Origin of the sequence: Paracoccus sp. SY (assembly GCF_002901215.1) — a bacterium.
Lineage (GTDB): Bacteria > Pseudomonadota > Alphaproteobacteria > Rhodobacterales > Rhodobacteraceae > Paracoccus > Paracoccus acridae.
Map to the genome: position 1 here is coordinate 13,638 of NZ_NWMQ01000033.1, position 22,384 is coordinate 36,021.

At 62.2% G+C, this 22,384-nt stretch carries 18 protein-coding genes; 8 read left to right on the top strand and 10 right to left on the bottom strand.

Features of this window, described 5'->3' with window-relative positions:
* Positions 1 to 6: 6 nt before the first annotated feature.
* From CK944_RS17270 to aldA, 6 genes are all read right to left on the bottom strand, one after another.
* The gene (locus CK944_RS17270; RefSeq protein ID WP_103174322.1) at positions 7 to 1,275 is read right to left on the bottom strand and encodes an ABC transporter substrate-binding protein; all 1,269 of its coding nucleotides are present in this window, start codon (positions 1,273 to 1,275) and stop codon (positions 7 to 9) included.
* Positions 1,275 to 2,081: a transporter substrate-binding domain-containing protein gene (locus CK944_RS17275; RefSeq protein ID WP_158248038.1), complete on the bottom strand. Its 807-nt coding sequence runs from the start codon at positions 2,079 to 2,081 to the stop codon at positions 1,275 to 1,277. Before CK944_RS17275 ends, CK944_RS17270 begins: the two co-directional genes overlap by 1 nt.
* A gap of 41 nt (positions 2,082 to 2,122) precedes the next feature.
* On the bottom strand, positions 2,123 to 3,862 hold the full coding sequence (locus CK944_RS17280) for a PQQ-dependent dehydrogenase, methanol/ethanol family (protein ID WP_103174324.1): 1,740 nt from the start codon (positions 3,860 to 3,862) through the stop codon (positions 2,123 to 2,125).
* A gap of 46 nt (positions 3,863 to 3,908) precedes the next feature.
* Positions 3,909 to 4,337, bottom strand: coding sequence for a cytochrome c (locus tag CK944_RS17285; RefSeq protein WP_158248039.1), 429 nt, complete (start codon positions 4,335 to 4,337; stop codon positions 3,909 to 3,911).
* Between the two features lie 115 nt (positions 4,338 to 4,452).
* Positions 4,453 to 5,133 carry a GntR family transcriptional regulator gene (locus tag CK944_RS17290; protein ID WP_103174326.1) on the bottom strand — a complete coding sequence of 227 codons (681 nt, stop codon included), beginning with the start codon at positions 5,131 to 5,133 and terminating at the stop codon, positions 4,453 to 4,455.
* 96 nt (positions 5,134 to 5,229) lie between these two features.
* A complete protein-coding gene (aldA, locus tag CK944_RS17295; protein ID WP_103174327.1) occupies positions 5,230 to 6,663 on the bottom strand; it encodes an aldehyde dehydrogenase in 1,434 nt (477 codons plus the stop codon).
* Between the two features lie 207 nt (positions 6,664 to 6,870).
* Here aldA and CK944_RS17300 point away from each other — a divergent pair, with 207 nt between their 5' ends.
* Positions 6,871 to 7,860 (top strand): quinone oxidoreductase, encoded by a 990-nt coding sequence (locus tag CK944_RS17300; protein WP_103174328.1) that lies wholly within the window; start codon positions 6,871 to 6,873, stop codon positions 7,858 to 7,860.
* A 249-nt stretch (positions 7,861 to 8,109) separates the two neighbouring features.
* Positions 8,110 to 8,397, top strand: coding sequence for an epoxide hydrolase N-terminal domain-containing protein (locus CK944_RS17305; RefSeq protein WP_158248040.1), 288 nt, complete (start codon positions 8,110 to 8,112; stop codon positions 8,395 to 8,397).
* Between the two features lie 177 nt (positions 8,398 to 8,574).
* On the opposite strand, the gene CK944_RS17310 is transcribed toward CK944_RS17305, so the two are convergent.
* Positions 8,575 to 9,837 carry a Gfo/Idh/MocA family protein gene (locus CK944_RS17310; RefSeq protein ID WP_103174330.1) on the bottom strand — a complete coding sequence of 421 codons (1,263 nt, stop codon included), beginning with the start codon at positions 9,835 to 9,837 and terminating at the stop codon, positions 8,575 to 8,577.
* A gap of 287 nt (positions 9,838 to 10,124) precedes the next feature.
* A complete protein-coding gene (locus tag CK944_RS17315; protein WP_103174331.1) occupies positions 10,125 to 11,900 on the bottom strand; it encodes a YbhB/YbcL family Raf kinase inhibitor-like protein in 1,776 nt (591 codons plus the stop codon).
* Between the two features lie 672 nt (positions 11,901 to 12,572).
* Between CK944_RS17315 and CK944_RS17320 the strand changes: the two genes are divergently transcribed.
* Positions 12,573 to 14,642, top strand: a complete 2,070-nt coding sequence (locus CK944_RS17320; RefSeq protein WP_205049085.1) for a catalase — start codon at positions 12,573 to 12,575, stop codon at positions 14,640 to 14,642.
* Positions 14,643 to 14,884: 242 nt separating this feature from the next.
* On the opposite strand, the gene CK944_RS17325 is transcribed toward CK944_RS17320, so the two are convergent.
* Together CK944_RS17325 and CK944_RS17330 are read right to left on the bottom strand one after the other, a co-directional pair.
* Complete coding sequence (locus tag CK944_RS17325; protein ID WP_146038690.1) at positions 14,885 to 15,163, bottom strand: hypothetical protein; 279 nt, start codon at positions 15,161 to 15,163, stop codon at positions 14,885 to 14,887.
* Between the two features lie 19 nt (positions 15,164 to 15,182).
* Entirely contained in the window at positions 15,183 to 16,832 is a 1,650-nt protein-coding gene (locus CK944_RS17330) for an alpha-glucosidase (protein ID WP_103174334.1), read from the bottom strand.
* Between the two features lie 62 nt (positions 16,833 to 16,894).
* Between CK944_RS17330 and treZ the strand changes: the two genes are divergently transcribed.
* The 5 genes from treZ to CK944_RS24355 all read left to right on the top strand — a co-directional run bounded on the left by treZ (position 16,895) and on the right by CK944_RS24355 (position 22,222).
* Entirely contained in the window at positions 16,895 to 18,772 is a 1,878-nt protein-coding gene (treZ, locus tag CK944_RS17335) for a malto-oligosyltrehalose trehalohydrolase (RefSeq protein WP_103174335.1), read from the top strand.
* Between the two features lie 211 nt (positions 18,773 to 18,983).
* On the top strand, positions 18,984 to 19,991 hold the full coding sequence (locus CK944_RS17340) for a glycosyltransferase (protein ID WP_103174336.1): 1,008 nt from the start codon (positions 18,984 to 18,986) through the stop codon (positions 19,989 to 19,991).
* Positions 19,992 to 20,065: 74 nt separating this feature from the next.
* Positions 20,066 to 20,995, top strand: coding sequence for an acyl-CoA dehydrogenase family protein (locus tag CK944_RS17345; protein WP_158248041.1), 930 nt, complete (start codon positions 20,066 to 20,068; stop codon positions 20,993 to 20,995).
* A 29-nt stretch (positions 20,996 to 21,024) separates the two neighbouring features.
* Positions 21,025 to 21,651: a PIG-L deacetylase family protein gene (locus CK944_RS17350; RefSeq protein WP_158248042.1), complete on the top strand. Its 627-nt coding sequence runs from the start codon at positions 21,025 to 21,027 to the stop codon at positions 21,649 to 21,651.
* Positions 21,641 to 22,222: an SAM-dependent methyltransferase gene (locus CK944_RS24355; RefSeq protein ID WP_371411674.1), complete on the top strand. Its 582-nt coding sequence runs from the start codon at positions 21,641 to 21,643 to the stop codon at positions 22,220 to 22,222. The genes CK944_RS17350 and CK944_RS24355 overlap by 11 nt, the downstream gene beginning before the upstream one ends.
* The last annotated feature ends 162 nt before the right edge of the window (positions 22,223 to 22,384 follow it).

The following is a 22,384-nucleotide window of genomic DNA, read 5'->3' on the forward strand; positions in this document are numbered from 1 at the left end:
CGGCGGTCAGTCGGCGCCGGCCATCAGGCCGCACTGTCCTGCCGCTGCGGTCGGGGGGTTCAGACGGGCCAGCAACTCGGCCCGTTCAGTCATTGCCTGGGGTGTGGTGTCCTTTGTTGCCGACAAGTTCACCCGCACCCCATAGAGCGGCTGGCGCAACTGGCCGTCCGCGTGATCGAAGACGGCCCCGTCCTTGCCGAGAATGGGCGCGGTCGATCCATCCATCAGCCACGACGCAATGTCCTCGCCCGAAGTGCTGCCAGTGGCGTCGGCCGCGCGGGAGACCATCGTCATTGAAGCTTGGGCTGCCCAGGCGGATGCGTCCATGGGCACCCGCCACTTGGCCAGGAAGTCGGCATTGGCAGCGGCTGCATCGGGACCGTCCAGCCGTGCCTCCCACAAGGCAACCCGCGGCGCGCCACCGACAGAGGGAGCCAGCTGGCGGGTCCGGTTGTAGAAGTCGCGGGTCTGGGTGCCCGCCCAGGGAAAGCCGGTAATCGGGACATCGATCCCAAGGCTGTCGGCGGTCGCCAGCAGGTTCTGCTGGACCAGCCAGTCGGCCAGCATCAGCGTGGCATCGGCGTTGCTGTCCCGGACATCGGACAGCGCCGCGCGGAACCGAGTAGAATCCCCGCCAATCCCGCTGGTGGCCACCACCGAAGCCCCTGCCGCGCGCAACGCGTCCTGCACCTGCGCCAAGACTTCTTCGTTCTCCGGATCGTCCTGGTGGATCAGGTGCCAGTGAGTCCGGTCCTGCTGCCGATACAGATCTGCGAGCGCTGCGGCATAGGTGCCTGCAGATGCTTCCAGATGAAGGACCGAACTGCCACACAAAGCTGTGCGCAACGCGGCAGATGGTGCCGCGATGTTGATGAACAGAACGCCCGCCTCGCGCGCGATTGCTCCGATGGCCTGTGCCTGATCGGTTGAGAAGCCGCCGATCAGGACGCCCACGCGATCCCGTTCCACAAGCCGTTCAGCGGCCCGGCGGGTCGACGCCGCCTCGGGCGCGTTGGCCAGCAGCAGGCGATGCGGCTGCGTGCCCTGGGGCGTAGCACGTTCGATGGCATCAACCGCGATGACAAGTCCCTTGCGCGCGGATTCAGCCGGGCCGGACAGATTGAGGCCCGCCTGCGGCAGGCCCCTACCTGCCATTGGAAGGATCGCCCCAATCCGCAAGGACGGCTGGGCCGCACGCAAGATGGACGGTGCCGCAAGCCCCGTCGCCAAGGCCGTCAGGATCAGGTGCCGCCGGTTCAGGGTCGTGATCGCCATCAGCCCTGTCCCCCGCCCTGGAAGTTGCGCCGCACCACAGGCCGCATCGGAATTCCCGCCTGGGTCAGGATCGTCTGGATCTCGTCCCAGCGACGGTCGAGCGCGCGGTTAATGTCGTCGCGCAGCGCCAGATCCCCCGGCCGCATGGCGACCGTGAACATGGACACCATCGGCAGGACCGGGAGATCAATCTCGGGCGTGACAAGGGTGATGCTGAGATCCGGGTTCGATGCGACCAGGCCCGCCGCGGTTGGCCCCCACATGACGGCCACGTCGATCTTGCCCTGCGCCATGGCCTCGATCATCGCGCGGGTGCCGTCGCTGTCCAGCCTGGCTTCGGGGAAGTAGTGCAGGTTGTCCACCAGCCCGCGCTTGCTCAGCGCCATGGCAGGCGGGATCGGGTGTTGCGGGTCACCCGCGATGCCGACCTGCAGGGACCGAAGAGCAGGATCATCAAGCGAAGCGGGCATCGCCGCGCCACCCTGCCGGGTCAGGAAGACAAAGCCCGTGGCGTAATAGACCTGAGAGGTCTGGAAACCCTCTTGCTTGTCAGGCATGCTCAGCACGATGTCGCAGCCCCCGGCGTGCATTACCCGGCGTAAGGTCCGGGCACGGCGGTCGGCCAGCGGCACGACCAGCAGGTCCGCGCCCATCTCGTCGGCCAGGATCGCCGCCACGCGATCGTCGATCCCGGTGCCGTCAGGTCGTGTATAAGGGGCGGCATTCGGCGCCTGGCAAACCGACAGAGTCCAGGCCTGTGCCGTTCCCGGAAGAGGCAGGGCCAACAGGCCCGCCAGTCCCAGCATCGCCCAATGTCCGGATAAAGCCATCATCGCCCCCCAATCACTTACGGCAGGGCGAAGACATAGACCGTGCCGCCTTGCGGCACCTCGGTCTTGGTGCCCCAGGCCTGGTCGATGAAACCCTGGAAGCGTTCGGCGTCCACGCCCCAGCCGGTCGTGACCGCGACATATTGCTTGCCGTCGATTTCGTAGCTGGAGGGGGGCGCAACAACGCCGCCGTCAAGCTTCTTGGACCAGAGCTCGGCTCCTGTTTCTGCATCAAGGGCCCGGAACATTGAGTCATTGGTTCCGCCAAGGAAGACCACGCCACCCGCTGTGGACAGGATCGGACCCCAGTTTGGCGACTTGAAGTTCACCTGCCACTTCTTTTCCAGGGTCTTAATGTCCCAGGCCTGCACCGCGCCGATATGGTCTTTCGCGGCCTCGGTGGGGGTCATTTCCAGACCCGACCCCAGATACAGCACGCCCGGCTCGTATTCGACGGGTGCGCCCTCCATGGCGCCGCAGTGGTTCTCGTTGACCGAGATGAACAGCGTGCCGGTCGCAGGATCATAGGAGTCCGCAGGCCAGTCGCGCCCACCCCAGGCCGAGGGACAGAATTCGACGCGCTTGCCCAGTTCGGGCAGGTTTTCCTGGTTGTATTCCGGCCGCCCCGTTTCCGGGTCAAGGCCTGTAAAGGCGTTCTGGTAGACGTAGGGCTTGCCCTCGATGAAGGACAGCTTTCCGCCCGCCCTGTCCAGCTTGTAGATATAGCCGTTGCGGGCAAAGCGGACGGCCAGCTTCTGCATGTCGCCGTTTTCGCCCTGAAGGTCGATCAGCGTCGGCGGCACGACTTCGTCCCAGTCCCAGGTGTCGTTCCAGTGGTACTGAAAATGCGTGGCGATCTCGCCTGTCTCGGGGTTCAGCCCGATAGTGGAGGCGGTATAAAGGTTGTCCCCCTTGCGAAGCGCGCCTACCCAAGGCGCGGCGTTGCCCACCCCCCAATAGGCCAGGTTGGCCTCGGGGTCGTAGTTGCCAGTGATCCAGACCGGGCCGCCGCCGTTCTGCCAGGTATCGCCTGGCCAGGATTCACTGCCAGGCTGACCGGGCTCCGGGATCGTGAAGGTCTTCCACAAGGGATTGCCGGTTTCGGCATCGAAGGCCTGCACGAAACCACGGATACCGAATTCGCCGCCGGACACGCCGGCCATCACCTTGCCATCCACGACCAGCGGCGCCAGGGTAGAATAATAGCCCTCCAACCAGTCTGCCATGGTCTGGCCCCAGACCTTTTCGCCTGTCTTGGCGTCAAGGCCCACGACCATCGCGTCCTGGGTGGTCACGAAGACCTTGTCACCCCACAACGCGACGCCCCTGTTGGCGGGGTGCACCGGCACCAAATCCTCGGGCAGGGGATGCTGATAGCGCCAGAATTCCTCACCGGTCTTGGCATCCATCGCGATGACCTGGTTGTCGGGCGTCGTCATGAACATGACGCCGTTGTTGACAACCGCCGCCGCCTGATGCGCTCCTCGGGCCGGAAGCGCGGTGAATTCGGGCGCCGGACGATAGGGGCCGGTGGGATGGCTCCAGACCTCGGTCAGTTGGGCGACGTTGTCCTTGGTGATCTGCGTTAGCGGGCTGTGACCCTGCCCATCGTAGGTGCGACGGGTTTGCAGCCAGTTGCCGTCCTCGGGTTGGGTCAGCCGCTCGGCCGTGACGGCAGTGTAGTCGGAGATTTCGGCCAAGGCCGGACCGGCCAGGACCAGAGCCACCAGTGAGACAGATCGAAGCAGTCCGCGCATTGAAGTTCCTCCTCCCATCGTTGATTGGCGCGTGCCAGTGGTGGCCTTAGCGCATGTCCTTGACGTCCTCGGGGGTAACGACCCCGTAGGCGTTACCCCAACTGTTGCGTGCAAAGGTGCCGATCAGGGCGATCTGTTCATCCGACAGATGCTCGCCCAGGGCCGGCATATAGCCACGGCCGTTGATGATCATCGACGTCAGGAAATAGGCGTCGGCGATGTTCTCATTGCCCTTGAGCGGCACGCCCGCCGTGCCGCGCATTCCGTGACAGCGCCGGCAGTTCTTGTAGAACAGTTCCTCGCCCTGCGACATCATCTCGGCCGTGACACCCTCGGGCAGATCTGCGGGGGGCGCACTATCTGCAGCAGCCTTTACTGAGGATGTAACTGGGACGGAACCTCCGCTCGGCACCGTCGTATCGGCCCGCCCGCTGACAGACCAGATTGCAGTAACCCCGATCACCGCCGCTATCATTGAAGCGCATTTTTTCATCAGAGGAGTGCCTCCCTTCCTTGATGAATTCTGAATTCAGAGTGCGGCAGCGGAGTTCTCGTGTCAACTGATTCGCAGCTTTTGGCCAAGAATGAGGTTAGAATTCCCGCTCGGACAAAGCCTGAAGCAGCGCGCCTTGCGCCCCCAGCACATGTTCTGCTGCTATCCGCTCTGATGCCGCCGGATCACCGCCCAACAGTGCATCAAGGATCTCACGGTGTTGGCGCCAGACGATTTCGCCCCGTGCGGCATGCAGCAGGACGGCCACCATTACCCGGCGCAGATAGTTCCAGTGCGCTTCGGCAGTGGTGGCGATAAAGGGGTTTCCCGACATCTCATAGATGAAGGAATGGAAGCGCACGTCTTGGCTGACGGCGTCGGGGGCGTTCGAGCGGTTGCGGGCCTCGTCCCCTTCAGCCAGGATTTCCTTGCCGCGTCGGGCTAGTTCGGCAGCCCAGGACGGCGAGGCCGCCGCCCGTTCAGTCACCAGACGGGCAGCCAGTTGATCCAGCACGATGCGGATCTGATAGTGGTGGATCACGTCTTCCGCATTCAGCGGCGCGACATAAAGGCCGCGTGCCCCCAGTTCTACAACCAGGCGTTCGTTCTTCAAAAGCAGCAGTGCTTGCTGCACCGGCTGACGTGAAACGCCAAGCTGGGTTGCAAGATCCTCTTGTACCAAATGCGAACCCGGCACCAGCCTGCCGTCGCAGATGCTGTCGCGAATGGCGTTGTAGACCTGTTCAGCGCGGCTGGGGGCTGTGGCAATGGGCTGCATTCTGAAAAGTCCTTTTCTCAAGATCAACGGCCGAGAGTTTCCCCCCGGCCGCAGATATCTGCATGCTGCAGCAGTCGGCGTAAAGCAGGCCGGGATCTAGTTCTGAACGTAGCAGATATGGGTTTCTGTGTATTCATAAAGCCCATGCTTGCCGTCCGCGCCCCCGATGCCCGACTTGCCCCGACCCGCATGGAAGCCCTGCATCGCCTCGAAGTTCTCGCGGTTGACGTAGGTCTCGCCGAAACGCAGTTCATTGCAGGCCCGCATCATCGAGCCGACATTGGTGGTATAGATCGAGGACGTCAGGCCATAGGTCGTGTCGTTGGCGTGATTGATCGCCTGATCCAGGCCGTCCACCTCAACCAGCGGCAGGACCGGACCAAAGGTCTCGCGGCTGATGATGTCCATGTCTTGGCGACAGTTGACCAGCACGGTCGGCTTGTAATGGCTGCCCGATCCCAGATCGGCGACACCCCCGCCCAAGACGGCCTCTGCCCCGGCATCCAGGGCCGAACGCACCAGCGTGTCGATCTTGTCCACGCCAGCGCGGTTGATGATCGGGCCCATGTCGATTTCATCATTGCCCAGCGGGTCACCATAGCGGACTGCGTCCATTTCGCGGATCAGCTTGTCGGTAAATTCGGCCGAAACCTTGCGGTCGACATAAACCCGTTCCGCCGCGTTGCAGACCTGACCCGTGTTCAGCGTGCGTGATTGGGTGATCGCACGGGCAGCCAGATCCAGATCCGCATCCGCAGTGACGATGGCAGGAGCCTTGCCGCCCAGTTCCAGGTTCACCTTGCAGATGTTCTTGGCCGCATCCACCATGATCTTCGACCCGGTCTCTACGCTGCCGGTGAAGCTGACCATCCGAACATCGGGATGCTGGGTCAGCGCCCGGCCTGTGGTCGCGCCGCGCCCGTAAACGATGTTGAAGACCCCCTGGGGCAGGTCGGTCTCGGTCACCAGACGAGCAAAGAGGGCGGCGTTGTTGGGGGTTTCCTCGCTGGGCTTGATAACGATGGCGTTGCCGGTGATCAGGGCGGGCGCCATCTTGCGGGCGATCAGGAAGAAGGGGAAGTTCCACGGCAGGATACCGGCCACGACGCCGACAGGCTGGCGGAACAGGAAGATGTTCTCACCCGGACGATCCGATTGCAGGATCTCGCCTTCGATACGGCGGGCCCATTCGGCCATGTAGTCGATGTAATCGGCCGTAAAGGCCGCCTCCACTCGTGCCAGGGGCAGAACCTTGCCCTGTTCTTCCGAGATGACCCGCGCAATCTCCTCGGCATTGGCGCGGATCTTGGCCGAGATTTCCCGCAGGAACCCGGCACGCTGGATGGCCGGAAGACGCTCCCAATCCTTCTGCGCGCGGGCCGCGGCCTCTACCGCCATGCCAACGCCATCGGCTGTGGTGTCAGGCACCTGCGAGATGCGGGTGTCACGTGCCGGATTGAACACGTCTATCAAGTCGCCGCCGCTGCTTTCGACAAAGCGGCCATTCACGAAATTCTGGTGAACCGTCATGGAATGCTCCTCCCCTAGACCGCCAGCTCTCTCCGCAAGGCGGCGAATCGTCTCCCGGATGGAGTAAGATTAGCCGTTATGAATTCTGAATTCAATATCTTTGCGGAGGCGGTGAAATCGGGTAGATGTGTTGCACAACGCCATTCCATCTCCTCCGGACTCAAGGTGGTGGCGAAGACTGCTTCGGCGGATGGAAGAGGGAGATCGATGCGCGACTACGAGATGGTGGTAACGACGCCGGGTGGCCCCGACCGGTTCGAGCAGCGAGAAATCGAGCCGCCAGTGCCCGGCCCTGGTGAGGTTCTTGTGCGTCAAGCTGCGGTCGGGCTCAACTTCCTCGATGTTTATCACCGCAGCGGCCTCTACCCTTGGACGGTTGAACGAGATCTCGTCCCCGGTTCCGAAGCGGCTGGCCGAGTGGTTGCCGTGGGTAAAGGCGTTGAGGCTGTCAAAATGGGCGACCGAGTCGCCTACACCCATCCCCTTGGCGCCTATGCAACCGCACGGGTTATCGCTGCGGACCGCCTGGTGCCCATTCCTGAGGGGATCAGCGATGAAGACGCGGCCTGCCTGATGCTGAAGGGATTAACAGCTCAGTATCTGATTCACTCTACCTTCCGGGTCGAGGAAGGCATGACTGTTCTCGTGCATGCCGCCTCTGGAGGGGTGGGACTCATCCTTGGCCAATGGCTCGTGGCCAAGGGCGTGACGGCGATCGGTACGGTGGGCGGGGCAGAGAAGATGGAACTGGCCCGCGCACATGGCTATACCCATGTGATCGACTACCAGGCCGAGGATTTTGTTGCCCGCGTACGGGAGATCACGGGTGGTCAGGGGGTACCCGCGGTCTATGACAGCGTCGGACGCGACACGTGGCGCGGTTCACTTGATTGTCTTCGGACACACGGGGCATTCGTGAACTTCGGCCAGTCCTCCGGCCTGATCGAGGGCTTCACCTTGGCCGACTTGGCCAAGGGTTCGTTCACCGCATGCCGGCCAGTCCTGTTCCATTACATCACGGATCCCGCCGAACTGCGCAGGCGTGCTGCAGACCTATTCGCCTGTGTACTAGCTGGTCGCCTCAAGGCTGGGATCCACCAGCGATATCCACTTACCGAGGTGGCGGAAGCGCACCGCCGGATTGAGGCGCGCCGCACGACGGGAGCCACCGTATTGACGATTGACCAAGCGCCCTGACGACGGACCATGGCATGACCGCAACGCAGCGGCTTGGGAGGTCGTTGATCTTTAGAGCCTCGGCAGCCTCCACCAGCTCCGCCGTCAACGTCACAGAAGGTTACTGCAGATCATGCCTGTCCAACCAAGGCGCTTCGAACTCAGTATCTCCCGAGACGCAATAGACGACCTGCGGCTCCGCCTGGCCCACCCCCGTTTCCCCGATGAAGCACCGAGTTCGGGATGGAGCCATGGCGCCGACTTGACCACATGCGCGAACTGGCTGCCTATTGGCGCGATCATTTCGACTGGCGTGCTGCAGAGGCGCAGCTGAACGCGTTTCCCCAATACAAGGTGGATCTCGCAGGCATCGGGCTGCATTTCCTTCACGTCCTGGGGCAGGGGCCGAATCCACATCCGCTCCTTCTTTCCCAAGCGTGGCCCGGATCGATCTTTGAGTTTCTCGACCTTATCCCTCGGCTGACTGATCCCGGCCGCTTCGGGGGAGATATGCTTTTTGAGGAAGTGCGGCGGAGCCGATGCGAAGACCATATATGAACCAATGGAGGTGCTAGCGTTCAGTGAACTATTCCCGCTCCTCACGAGCGAGCGTCATGTCCTTTGACCAAGGCCTGTACCGAGGATCAAAATTCTTGCTGGGCCTATTCCATAATACCCGTTAGAATCTGGCAGTGCTAAATAGTGGGTAATTGGAGAGGTCTACTCGATCACTCGTCAGCGCATGGTGCCGTCCGGGTTAACCTCGACCCATTCCCCCCGTTCGGCCGAGACGTAGATGGCTTCCAGCAGACGCATGTCGCGCAGGCCCATCTCGGCAGGGGTCAGGATCTCGTCGCCGTCACGGACCCCCTTGCTGAAATGGTCGATCTCACCCACGAACTGCTGCTCGCTTGCCTTGGAGGGCGTCGGCATCTCCTGGCCGTCTGCATTGCTCAGCGTAAACTTGTTGCCGGAATAGGCGGTCGCGGGGTCCAGCACCGCGACCCCCCGAGAGCCCCAGAGGTCGATCCGCTTCTTGTCGGCCACATAGCCCGATGAGATGCTGGCACGGCGCCCGGACGGAAAGACCAGTTGCACCTGTCCAATGGCCTCGATCTCGCCGAAGCGGCCGTCCTCGGTACGGGGCGAGAAGGTGGTCGCGACCAGCCGCTCGGGCACCTCGTCCAGAAGCCAGATCAGGCCGTTCAGCGAATAGATCCCGATGTCCATCAACGACCCGCCGCCCGCGAGGTCCCGCACCATTCGCCACTGGTCGCGCTCGACCGAGGGGTCCAGCGGGCGGTGGTGATCAGACGTCGCGTACCAGACGTCCCCCAACTCGCCCTTCCGCACCATCTCTTTCAGCGCGACGTTGTTCGGCTCGAAATGGGCGCGGTAGGCGATCATAATCTTGCGGTCGGCGGCCTTTGCCGCGTCCATCATCCGTTGAGCCGCGGCCGAGTTATGCGCGAATGGTTTTTCGCAGAAGACATGCTTGCCGGCCTCAAGCGCGGCGATCACGTTCTCTTCGTGAATGGCGTTAGGGGTGATGACATAGACGATATGGACAGCATCGTTGTCGGCCAGTGCCTGCATTCTGTAATCGTAAACCGACCCCTCTGGCACCCCCCAGGCCGATGCTACACCCAAAGCCTTGTCGCGGTTGCCTGAGATCAGTCCTGTCAGCTTCGCCTCACTCGCGCGAGCAATGGCAGGAATGGCATAGTTTTGCGCGAAATGGCCCAACCCGCAGACGGCCCAGCCCAAGCGTTGCTCCGGCGGGGTAGGGCGGAGTGTTCCATTCAGTTCTGGCTCAGGCCGACCAGCGGCCCGGCGTTCCAGCGGATCAGCGGGCGGGGTCTGTCCCGTGCCGATGTCGCGTCCGGCAGTCTGGGCGAGAGCCTCGAAGCTTCCTAGGCCCAGTCCCATGCCCGCACCTAAGCCAAGCGCGGACGTCCGCATGAAGCCGCGGCGCGAATAATCGGGCAGTTCTTTCATCGGGACATCTGCTTCTGGTTTGAGATCAAACGTGCAACCTGCCGTGCCGCCGATTGTTCCGGCTTGCTCATGCCCCTTCTACCTGATGCTGGCCCCCACTCATGGACGCTGTGTGAGTTGCGGCCACAACATGCGCGTGGGAGGAGGACGAGCATCGTGTCATGCGCTCGCCCACGCCGCCCAAGCTGGTCATTTCTGCAACCCCCAGGTGGCTCATTACCATCGCGAATGCCTTCCTGGAAGTTGCTGAACCTGGGCAAGCTTACAGCGGCACCTCGCCACAATTTCTAGTTCCGATCAAAGGTGCCGACAATCTCACCGCCTGCGAGAACATGTCCTTCCATTGTCTTGAGGACCGTAGCACGGTCGGCGGCAGGGGGGAGGTCCAAGGATGGAATATCCAGAGCAAACACCTGGAAATGATAGCGATGAGCACCATCCTCGACCGGCGGTTTGGGCCCGGTGTAGCCAGTCGAGCCCATCGAGTTCCTGCCCTGCTTGACGCCCTCGGGGTCGGGCAAAGATAGTTCGGTCGGAAAGCCTTCGCGCAGCGCAGTGACTTCAGCGGGGATATCATAAGCCAACCAATGCACGAATGGCTTGGGCTCTCGTGCATCCGGATCTTCAGAAATAACCACAAAGGATTGCGTGCCCTCCGGTACCCCTTCCCATGAGAGTGCCGGAGAGGCGTTTTCGCCATCGGCTGTATATTCAAGGTCAATCGCTGCATGTGCTGAGAACGGACCTTTAACCGTAAGAGCCGCTTCGGGTTTCAGCGTTTCGATTGCAGGGGAGGACGCGGGCGGCGGTGACAAGACGTTCGGGACAGGGCCTGCCTGCTGCCCGTTTGGAGGAGCATCACCGGATGCAATCCGATAGATGACCCCTTCACTGTCATCGGAGACAAAGATTGCGCCATCGTTTCCAACAGCAACGCCGACCGGTCGGCCCGCATAGGTCCAGGCACCATCATCGTCGGCGAGAAAGCCGGTCATGACAGGCTCGATCCCGACAGGCTGACCTTGTTCGAAATCGATCCGGACCAGTTCATAGCCAGAGGGAGGGCGGCGGTTCCAGGAGCCCCGCATGGCCACCAGAGCATCGCCGGTCCATTCCGGAAACATAGAGCCTTTGTAAAAGATCATCTGCATCGGAGCGGCATGGGCCGTATGGCCCAACGCTGGTTCTTCGGATATTGAAGCCCATGTTTCCAGACTGGTGCCCGGCGGCGGGTTATCCTGTGGGTTGAACTCGTCCATGCCATAGACATACGGCCATCCGTACTGCTTGCCTTGCTGGATGTGGTTCAGTTCTTCGATCTGCGCATCATTGCCCAGCCAGTCGATGCCATGATCCATGCCCCAGAGCTGGCCAGTCTCAGGCTGCCAATCGAAGCCGATGGTGTTGCGCAGACCACTGGCAAAGATTGTGCGGCTGCTCCCATCGAGTTCGGCCCGGAGCATGGTGGCGCTCTCCGGGTTGGTCTCGGAACAAGCATTGCAGGTACTCCCCACGGAGACATACAGTTTGTCATCAGGTCCGACCAACAATGTGCGGTTCGGATGCTGTCCGCCATCGGGCAGATCATTGATGATCCGCTGCAGGGCGCCAAAACTGCCGTCCTCCGCCACGTCGGCCCTGTAGACGTCGTTTACTGTCGCCAGGTAGACTTGGTCTCCATGGAAAGCGATGCCGTGCATGCCGGGCCGACTGGCCACCGTCACAGGCTCATCGGCCATGCCATCTCCATCGTCATCACGGAGCACGACCACATCGCCTACGCTACGTCGTGTTGCGTAAAGCGTGCCGTCCTCTGACACTGCCAGCATGCGGGGGTTGACCAGATCCTTGGCAAAGACACTCGCGGTCACCCCTTCGGGCAGTTGAAATCTGTCCAGCAACGCCGAATCGCTGTCGGGTCTTTTCGGTGACGGCTCCAGAATGGCCCCCGTAATGATCGTATCGGAATACTCTCCGACAGTACCTTGGGGTTGGGCAGACAGGGCAAAGGGTGCACTGATCGCTGCCGCCGAGATCATGAAGAGAGAATGGAAATGCAGCATGGTTGTTCCTGTCTGCAAGGCATCTCGGCTAACCAGTCTGATCGCCTCAAGTTCCCGCCATTTTCGCTAGGGACACTGATTAAAGCCTCTCTGAGCCTCATGTCGGCACGGTGTGACACGCCTTGCGTCAGCCGGACGGCAAAATGTCAGTCTGCTCAACGGTCTCGTCTTAACGGGTCCAGCAACTCGCCCGCCTCCCGGCGCCGAAGGCAGCGCAAGATCGGAAAGCGAAAGCTGTGTCGGAGCCGGTGAGTGCAGCGGCGGACAAGCATCCCGCAACTTAAGACGCAGCCAGTTCGGAACAGGCGAGCGACCGCAGCCTGGCGTCGGCTCTGGAAACAAAGACGCTTCAAAAGGCACCCGGTTTTACCAAACTCTCGCAAATGGTTGGGTGAGATCCCCAAGCCGGCCCCGGCAGGATTGCCCTTTTGCACCGCAAAGAAGCGTAACGGATATCGCTTCCTGCACGGGATGCCGCCGCAGCGGCCGCAAAGGCTTCCGGTCCAGGCAGCCGGGGAACAGTGCAGTTGGACCTCTGTCCGGCCTGCTCCGCTGGTGCCTTCCATGCAGCCAAGAACGTGACGGTTGACCAGAAATCACCGCATCTAAAGAACGATGCCGCTTTTGAGGCGTTACCGAAGCCGGAATATGAGAATTCAAGCGAGTGAGACGATGTCAGCCAAGGACTACACGACGCAAACTGGTAATGGCGGAGAACTTCACCAACAGGCCGGAGGCAGCGTGCCTCCGCTCACGACACAGGTTGGTGCCCCTCTTTCCGACGATCAAAACAGCCTGCGGATCGGACGACGCGGCCCTACCCTGATCGAGGACCAGGCTTTCCGCGAGAAGCTCTTTCACTTCGATCACGAACGCATTCCGGAACGGGTCGTCCATGCACGCGGCTATGGCGCCCATGGATATTTTGAAACCTATGAAAGCCTCAGCGACATTACGGCAGCCGACATCTTCCAGCGCGCGGGTGAGAAAACAGAGGTCTTCGTGCGCTTTTCGACCGTTGCGGGCAACAAGGGCTCAATGGACCTAGCGCGCGATGTGCGCGGCTTTGCGGTCAAGTTCTATACCAACGAGGGGAACTGGGATCTGGTCGGCAACAATATTCCGGTGTTCTTCATCCAGGACGCGATCAAGTTTCCCGACCTCGTCCATGCCGCCAAGCAGGAACCCGACAGCGACTTCCCTCAGGCCCAGACAGCGCATGACAACTTCTGGGACTTCATCTCGCTTATGCCAGAGTCCATGCACATGATCATGTGGATCATGTCGGACCGCGCCATCCCGCGGTCCTTTCGCTTCATGCAGGGCTTCGGGGTCCATTCCTTCCGCTTTGTGAATGCTCAGGGCGAGGCCCGCTTTGTCAAGTTCCACTGGAAGCCGAAGCAGGGGATGCAATCGGTGATCTGGGACGAGGCGCTTCGGATCAACGGCGCAGATCCCGACTTCCACCGACGCGACCTGTGGACCGCAATCCAGTCCGGTGACTACCCGGAATGGGAACTGGGTGTGCAGGTCTTCGATGACGCCTTCGCCGAGCAGTTCGAGTTCGACGTTCTGGATGCCACCAAGATCATTCCCGAAGAGATCCTCCCTGTCCGCCCGATCGGCCGGATGGTCCTGAACCGGATGCCGGACAACTTCTTCGCGGAAACCGAACAGGTGGCCTTTCAGACCGGAAACATCGTGCCGGGCATCGACTTCTCTGAAGACCCGCTGCTGCAGGGCCGCAACTTCAGCTATCTGGACACGCAGCTGAAGCGGCTCGGAAGCCCGAACTTCAACCACCTTCCCATCAATGCGCCGCGCTGCCCGTTCCACCACTTCCAGCAGGACGGGCACATGGCCATGCACAATCCGCGCGGCCGGGCGAACTATGAACCGAACAGCTGGGGCGGTGCGCAAGGCGGCCCGCGAGAGGTGGCGCAAGGCGGCATCCGGGCAGTGCCAGTGTCATACAGCGGAGAGAAGGCCCGTGTGCGTTCCGAAACTTTTGCGGATCACTATTCGCAAGCCCGGCAGTTCTATATCAGCCAGACCGCCATCGAGCAAAAGCATATGGCGGATGCCCTGACTTTCGAACTCTCCAAGGTCAAGACCAAGGCCATCCTGCTGCGGATGCTCTCGCATCTACTGAACATCCATGACGATCTGGCAGAGGCGGTGGCGCAAGGCCTGGGCATCAAGGAGATGCCTGCCCCCGCGACGCCCGCCGTCCCGCCGCGCACCGACCTGCCCGAGAGCCCGGCCCTGTCGATCCTGAATAACGGTCCCGACAGTTTCGCGGGCCGCAAGATTGGCATGCTGCTGACCGAAGGCGCAGACGCGGTTTCAGTCAAGGCTATCGTCGATGCTGCCAAGGCCGAGGGCGCGATGGTGCAGTTCATCGGTCCATTGGCCGGCAGCGTGACGCTGTCCGACGGCACCGAGCTGGAGCTTGACGAAATGCTCGAAGGCGCCCCCTCTGCTATCTTCGACGCGGTGGCGATCCTGCCCTCCGCGAACCAAGTGGAGATGCTGGCCGCTATGCCCGCCGCGCGCGACTTCGCCGCGACAACCTGGGCCCACTACAAGTTCGCCGCCTATAACGATGCGGCAAAAATGCTGTTCATGAAGGCGGGCCTGCCGGAGGATCTGGATGAAGGCTTCCTGCCCGCGTCAGATGCGGCAGGCTTCATCGCCGCTTGTCGCAACCTGCGTTTCTGGGAACGGCAGAATGCCGCCTGAACCAACGGTGGGCGCCACACGGCGCCCATTCCCTTATCAGCGCAGATATAGCCCTACTGCCGCGCCTGCCAGATAAAGCCAGGCAATCCCGAAAAGCCAGGGGAATGGATGGCAAGCAGCGTCTCTTCGTGGAGCCGTCGGCTCAGCGTCGGATCACGCGGCGGCTCGTCTTTTCCATGGTCGGTCGGCCCGTAATCCGCCAGATCGCCGCGCTGTTCCAGCAGGCCGTTCTGCCGGTCGTGCTACCGCTGGATCACCCCGTAAGATGTAGGAACGGACCGCAGCGCATCCAGCGACAGGACGAAGACCAAAAGTGCTGGGGGCAGCGAGACCAACAGCACGAAGATCCCCGGCTTGGTCCATCCCGCATTCATGGTTGAGGCACAGGCGATGACCAGAAAGGATTGAGATGACAAATAGGCGCCTAGCCTGCCCGACAGCATCTGGCTTTCGAACTGAATTTCGTTACGAAAGGCAGTCAGTCGCTTGATGTTCTCGTTGCGGATGTCGGTGTCTTGCATGGGATCCATCGCTGGATTGTCAGCCAAGATTGCCCAGGACGACCAACGCTTCCCAAGGCTCAAGCGTGATGGGACCGGTCGGCACCGAGTGACGTGGATGCGCCGTGCAGATCAGGCATGTGCCGTTGCTGGCAAGGCCGGGGGGCACCTCGGTTCGGGCGGGCTCGGACGAGATGTTGCACAAAACCGACAGCCGCTGGTTGTCCCACTCGCGGGTATAGGCCCAGATCTGTGGATGATCCTCCAGCCAGGAGACGAAGCGGCCTTGGACGATTACCTCATGCTGCTTGCGCAAGGCAACGAGGTGGCGGTAATGCGCGAGAACTGAGTTCGGGTCGTCGCGTTGTGCCGCGACGTTGATCTCCGCGCTGTTCGGGTTGACGGCAATCCACGGCTCGCCCGTCGTAAAGCCCGCGCCGGGTCCTGTGTCCCACTGCATCGGCGTGCGCGCGTTGTCCCGTGCGGTGATCCCGGCGCCTTCAAGGAACTGATGCTCGGGCAGACCCTGCATCAGCATCTCGCGGTGCATGTTGATCAGTTCGATGTCGCGATAATGGGTGATCTCAGTGAAGCCCGCATTGGTCATGCCGATCTCCTCGCCTTGGAACACGAAGGGCGTGCCGCGCATCAAGTGAATGGCCGTGGCCAGCGCCTTGGCCGACCGTTCCCGCCACTGGCCCGCATCGCCATAGCGCGAAACAGACCGCGGCAGGTCGTGGTTGTTCAGGAACAGTGAATTCCAGCCGTCCACCTCCAGCGCTTCCTGCCAGTCAGTCCACACCTTCTTGAAAGCCACCAAGTCCAGTGGATGCGGGCGCCACTTGCCGTGCACCCTGTCCCAGCCAGCGACGATGTGCTGGAACTGGAACACCATGTCGAGTTCGCCTCTGTCGCGCCCGCAGTAAAGCAGCGCTGTTTCCTTTGTGACATTCCAGCTTTCACCCACGGTAACGACATCGCGGCCTGCCAAGACTTCACGGTGCATCTCTTGCAAGAAGTCGTGCAGATATGGGCCTTCGGTGATCAGGTCGCGGTCGATGTCTTTGCCGATCAGGTCGATCACGTCCATGCGGAAGCCACGCACGCCCCGATCCAGCCACCAACGCATCATATCATAGACTGCCTGACGCAGCGCGGGGTTCTGCCAGTTCAGATCCGGCTGCTGCGGCGAGAACAGGTTGAAGACATAACGGCCGACCTCGGGATAGAAGGTCCAGACCGGGCCGCCGAAATAGGCCTTCCGGTCGTCAGGCGGGCCGCCGTCCGGCGCAGGATCGCGCCAGTAGTAGAAGTCGTGGAACGGCGAGGCGCGGTCCTGCTTGGCCTCCTGAAACCAGGGGTGCCGGTCGGAGCTGTGGTTTACCACCAGGTCCATGATGATGCCGATGTCGCGCCGATCAGCCTCGGCCACCAGCCGGTCGAAATCTGCAAGCGTGCCGTATTCCGGCGCGATGTCCTGGTAATCCGAGATGTCATAGCCGTTGTCGGCCATGGGCGAGCGGTAAACGGGCGAGAGCCAGATCAGCCCGATGCCTAGGTCCGCCAGATGATGCAACCGGTCGATGATGCCTGGGATATCGCCCACACCGTCGCCATTCGCATCGGCAAAGCTGCGCGGATAGATTTGATAGGCGGTGCGGTTCATCCACCATTCTGTGCGTCGTGTCATCCTGTCTCCTTCGGAACAAGCTTGCGTCCCTGACGTTCATCACGGTCTTTCAGGAGCGTCCCATGCTTAAGTCTGTCCTTCCCATGCCGATCGGTGCCTCGCTGACCGAGGAAGGAACCTTTTTCCGTGTCTGGGCCCCCGACCGGCGGCATGTGAAGGTCCTACTTGACGAACCCGTTGCCCTGGAACCCGAAGGCAACGGCTATTTCTCGGCCCTTGTTCCCGGCGTAATGGCCGGAACACGTTATGCCTTTCAGTTGGATGATGAGGACGGCCAATGGGCCGATCCCGCCTCGCGCTTCCAGCCCGAAGGGCCGGAGGGACCGTCCGAAGTCTCGGACCCGGCTTTTCCCTGGACGGATGCAGATTGGCCGGGCCTGTCGAGGCGCGGGCAGGTCGTCTATGAGATGCATGTCGGCACCTTCACGCCGGAAGGCACCTGGGCGGCTGCGGCCGAGCATCTGCCCCGGCTGGCGGATCTTGGCATCACCGTGATCGAGATGATGCCGGTGGCGGATTTCTTTGGCCGCTTCGGCTGGGGCTATGACGGCGTGAACCTGTTCGCGCCGACGCGGCTTTACGGGCGGCCCGACGACCTGCGCCGCTTCATTGACCGCGCCCATAGGCTTGGCATGGGCGTGATCCTTGACGTGGTCTACAACCACATCGGGCCGCGTGGAAACCCGCTGCCAGCCTTCACGCAGCGCTATTTCACCGATCGCTACGAATGCGAATGGGGCGAGGCGATCAACTTCGACGGCCCTGATGCCGCCCCGGTGCGCGAATACTTTATCCAGAACGCCGCCTACTGGATTCGCGAATTCCACTTCGACGGGCTGCGGTTGGATGCCACGCAAAGCATCTTCTGCGCCCGCACACCCCATGTCATTGCCGAGATCGTCCAGGCCGCGCGCGATGCTGCCCACCCACGCCAATGCCTTATCGTGGCCGAGAACGAACCGCAGGACGCGGCCCTGTTGGCCGATCCTGCAGAGGGCGGGCAGGGGATCGATGCAGTTTGGAACGATGACTTCCACCATTCTGCCATGGTCGCGGCCACGGGACGCAACCCGGCCTATTATTCCGATCATCGCGGCACCGCGCAGGAATTCATCTCGGCCGCCAAGCACGGCTGGCTTTACCAGGGCCAGAACTATGCCCACCAAGGAAAACGCCGAGGTGAGCCCGTACTCAACCAGCCACCCGAAGCCTTTGTCACCTATCTGCAGAACCATGATCAGGTGGCCAACACCGGCAGCGGACGGCGGATTGATCGGCGAACAAGCCCGGCGCGGCTTCGTGCCTTGACCAGCCTGATGCTGCTGATGCCCGGCACACCCATGCTGTTCCAAGGTCAGGAATTCGTGGCCTCGACGCCCTTCTTCTACTTCGCCGACATGGGAAAGGAATTGCGCGGCCCCATTGCCAATGGCCGGGCCGAGTTCCTGAAGCAGTTTCCCGCGCTGGCAACCGTGCAGATGCAAGACCGTCTGGCCCCGCCGGACGAGCCCGACACCTTCGTGAACAGCCGGCTGAACTGGGCCGAATGGGATAAGCACGTCGAGGCCGTGGCCCTTCATCGCGATCTTCTGGCCCTGCGCCGGACCGATCCGGTGCTTGCGGCGCAAGGTGCGCAGGGCTTGGACGGCGCTGTACTGGAGCAAGGGTCGTTCCTGCTCCGCTTCGGGCGGGGCCGCGAGGTGCGGCTGCTGCTGGTGAACCTCGGGCGTGACCTGCACAAGGCATCGCTTCCCGAACCGCTTCTTGCGCCGCCTGCTGGATGTCGCTGGCAGCTGGCTTGGTCGAGCGAGGACCCGTCGTATGGCGGCAGCGGCACGCCTGAACCCGAAATCGATGGCGCTTGGACCTTGCCCGCCGAAGCAGCCGTCCTGATGGCACCGATGGTCAAAGAGGAGCGACGGGCCTCAGGACTTCCGTAACCGAGCGGCATTCAAGGCCTCGTGCAGCCGCTTCGCCAACATGCGAAGCCAGCCCGGAGCGGAGTGCGCGTTGCCCTTTTTCATGCGTTCAGGCCTGCTGGAGAGACGCTTGGCACCTCTGGCTCGTATAACGATGTCGCCGCTGCCCTAGAGCAGCGGCGGAACCCTTGCGACTGGTGGAAGTTGGCCTCGGCATGACACAGGGCACATCATGGACGTATCGCTTGGGACGACTGTTTCTGCTCACCGTTGCCCTGTCCTGACGCAGATCGTCATCGCCATTCCTGTCAGAAACGAAGCCGAGCGACTTCCACAATTGTTGCGCGCCCTGGCAGCGGCGGCCTTGCAGGCCGCCTTGCCGGTAACTGTTGTGGTCCTGGCCAACAATTGCACCGACCACAGCGCCGACATTCTCCGTTCTTTCGCTCATCCCTTGCTGCGTCTGGAGGTGCATGAGATCACTCTTTCGGACCCCAATGCGGGCCTTGCCCGGCGCTTGGCCATGGATCTCGCCGCGCGAACGGGTGCGCTGATGTTGACCACGGACGGAGATGCCGCGCCCGATCCCCACTGGATCGCGGCGGCGCTACACGCGGCGACTGCAGGGGCTGACCTGATCTGTGGCAGGATAGAGGCCGATTGCCGGCATGTCCTGGCCACGTCCTCCGGACGCCGCGTGGCAGAGGCAGAGACAGCCTATGGCAAGCTGCAGCACGAGATCCGCCATGCGATGGACCTCTTGGATGGCCGGCAGGGTTCATCTCAACCACATTACATCGAGTCTGGGGCCTCCATGGCGATCCGCGCTGATTGCTATCGCCTGATCGGCGGCTTGCCCAAGGTTCGATCCAGCGAAGACCGGGCCTTGGTCCATCACGCCGAGGCACAGGGCCTGATCGTCCGATATGCAGAGGACATGCTCGCCATTGTGTCGGGAAGACTACACGGTCGCGCGGAAGGCGGCATGGCGGAAACCCTGCTCTATCGTATGCAGGAAGAGGATCCCGTGGCTGATCAGTCGATGCTACCGGTGCCTGTGCTGGCAGACCTGTGGTCCCAAGCAGTCGCCCGCCGTAGCCTACATTACCCCAGTCGGGCCCATCCTGTTGGCGTCAGGCTGCGCGCTTCGGATCTGGAGGCAGGACTGCCGGAACTTGGGAGATTGGTCGAGCATACGGTGCGTCCGCAGCTGCTGATGCAACAGGAGAGGGCGGCATGACCGATATCGCGCATGCTGCGCGGCTTGTGGCCGAAGCTCCATGCGATGGGCCCGATGGTTCTTCGGGAAGTGCCTTGGCAGCCGCGCTGCGACACGGGGGCCTTCTTGAGGCCTCCCTCACGCTCGAAGAGCTTTTCCAGGCCCTGGTCGCGATCGGCAGGGCAAGCCTGTCGGCAGGCCGTCTCTTCGAAGGTCATGTGAATGCAGTCAAGCTGTTGAACCTTTATGCCCCGGAGCAAAGACCCGATGGCCTGCTGGGCATCTGGGGCGCCGACGGCCCCGATCCGGTCAGGATAGAAGGCACCGTTCTGCGGGGGCAGAAGCTGTTCGCCAGCGGTGCGAATGTGCTGGACCATGTCATCGTGACCGCAAGGAACGAAGACCAGGTGCAGCTCCTGTTGTTCAGCCGCCCGCAACTCGCGGGGCGACTGTTTCCGGAGGAATGGCGGGTCTCGGGGATGCAGGCGACTGCGTCGGGGCGCTGCAACCTGGACGGCCTTTCTCCCGATCACGCGGTCTGCATCGGGGGCGTCGGCGATTACCTGATTGAACCGCACTTCCAGGGCGGCGTGTGGCGCTACGGCGCTGTTCAGTTGGGTGGAATGCAGGCCCTGACAGCCATCACGGCCGAGCAGCTGCAGCAACGGCAGCAGGAAAAGGCGCCCTTGCAAGCGATGCGCCTGCACCGCATGGTGACGGGCTGTGAAACAGCCCGGCTTTGGCTGTGGCAGGCCGCGCAGGCCGTTGAGCGTCCTGAGGCAACTGCCGATGATGCCGAAGCCTCGATCCTTGCCCGGCTTCTGACCGCGCGCGAGGCAGTTGCGCTGATAAATGCCATGGACGAGGCCTTGGGTGCAGCTTCCTTTGCGACAGCTCATCCTGCCGACCGCATCCGCCGCGACCTGAGCTTTTATATCCGGCAGGCCAATCCCGATGGTCTGGCCTTGGGAGCCATGGCGCGCATTCTGGATACGCCTGCCTTGCGTGAACGGTGGATCGGATGAGCAGGTTTCTTGACAACCTTGGTCCGTCCATGACCGTTGCGGACCTTCTGGATGGCCGCTCTCTGGTGGTGCTTGCTCCACATCCCGACGACGAGACGCTGGGCTGCGGGGCATTGCTGTTTGATGCCGCTGCTGCCGGCGTTTGCTGCAGCGTGATCTGTGTGACGGACGGCAGCCGGTCGCACCCGAAGTCGCGGACATGGCCGCCCGATCGGCTGGCACGCCAACGACGGGCCGAGCTTGAAGCCGCTGTTGCTGTTCTGGGCGTGCCCATGCACTGGCTTGGCCATCGGGACTGCGAGGTGCAGACAGACGCGGATATCTCTGATCTGATCCCGAAGGGCTCCTTGCTCCTGGCAACGTGGGAGGGCGATCCGCATGTCGATCATCAAAGTGTGGCGCTCTTGGGGCGCAGGATGGCCCGTCTGAATGTGGCGCTTGCCTTTTACCCGATCTGGGGTCGCTTCACAGAGCGCACTGCCTCGGCAAGAACCATTACGGCTTCGGAACCGGCGCGGCTTGCCAAGCGGCAGGCTCTGGCCTGCCATCTCAGCCAAATGACGCGGCTGATCGATGATGATCCGGACGGCTTTGTGATGGAGGCGTGGCGGCAAGAGCATTTTCTTGACCACCCCGAGATCATTATTGCCCCATAGCGACACCCTTGCCCATCTTGCCCGCCTTTACGGCGCAAGCGAGGATCCCTGGGACCATCGCTCCAGTCCCTATGAGGCTGCCAAATACGAAGCAACACTTTCGGCGATCGGACCTGGTCCGTTTCGCCAGGCTTTGGAGATCGGCTGCGGCAACGGTGAGCTGGCGAGCCGTCTCGCCCCACGCTGCCGTCGCCTGACTGCCATGGAATGCATCCCCCCCGCCGCGCAAAGCGCCCGCCGCAGACTCGCTGGGTTTTCCCAAGCGGAGGTTCTGGACGGTTGCGCGCCCCAGGACCTTCCCCGGATACAACCCGATCTCGTCCTTCTGTCAGAGGTGCTTTACTTCATGACGCCTGCGGAGATCGGGGTACTGGCCCTTTGGCTGAACAGGAACGCGGCTGGTCCCATTGTGGCAGTCAACTGGACGGGACCCACGGACGAGCCGCAGACGGGACCTGAGGCCGTCGGCTTGCTTGCGCAAGGCCTTCTCACCCGGCAGGTGCAGCACTTCGAGGGCTTTCGGATCGATGTCTTGGCGACAGCGAAGCAGGAGAGTGTCCAAGCGCCCTGACTGGGGTTCGTGTTGGTCCATGGTGAAGGCTCTGTGCCTCAAAGGGCTCTTGCTTCGCGCTGATGCCGAGTCAGGACCAAGATGCGGGCGCCGCAGCAGAACCCAGTCTTCGACAGTCCACATTGTCTCCTGTCCTCTTCCGGCCGGTCACGCTTTGGCGAG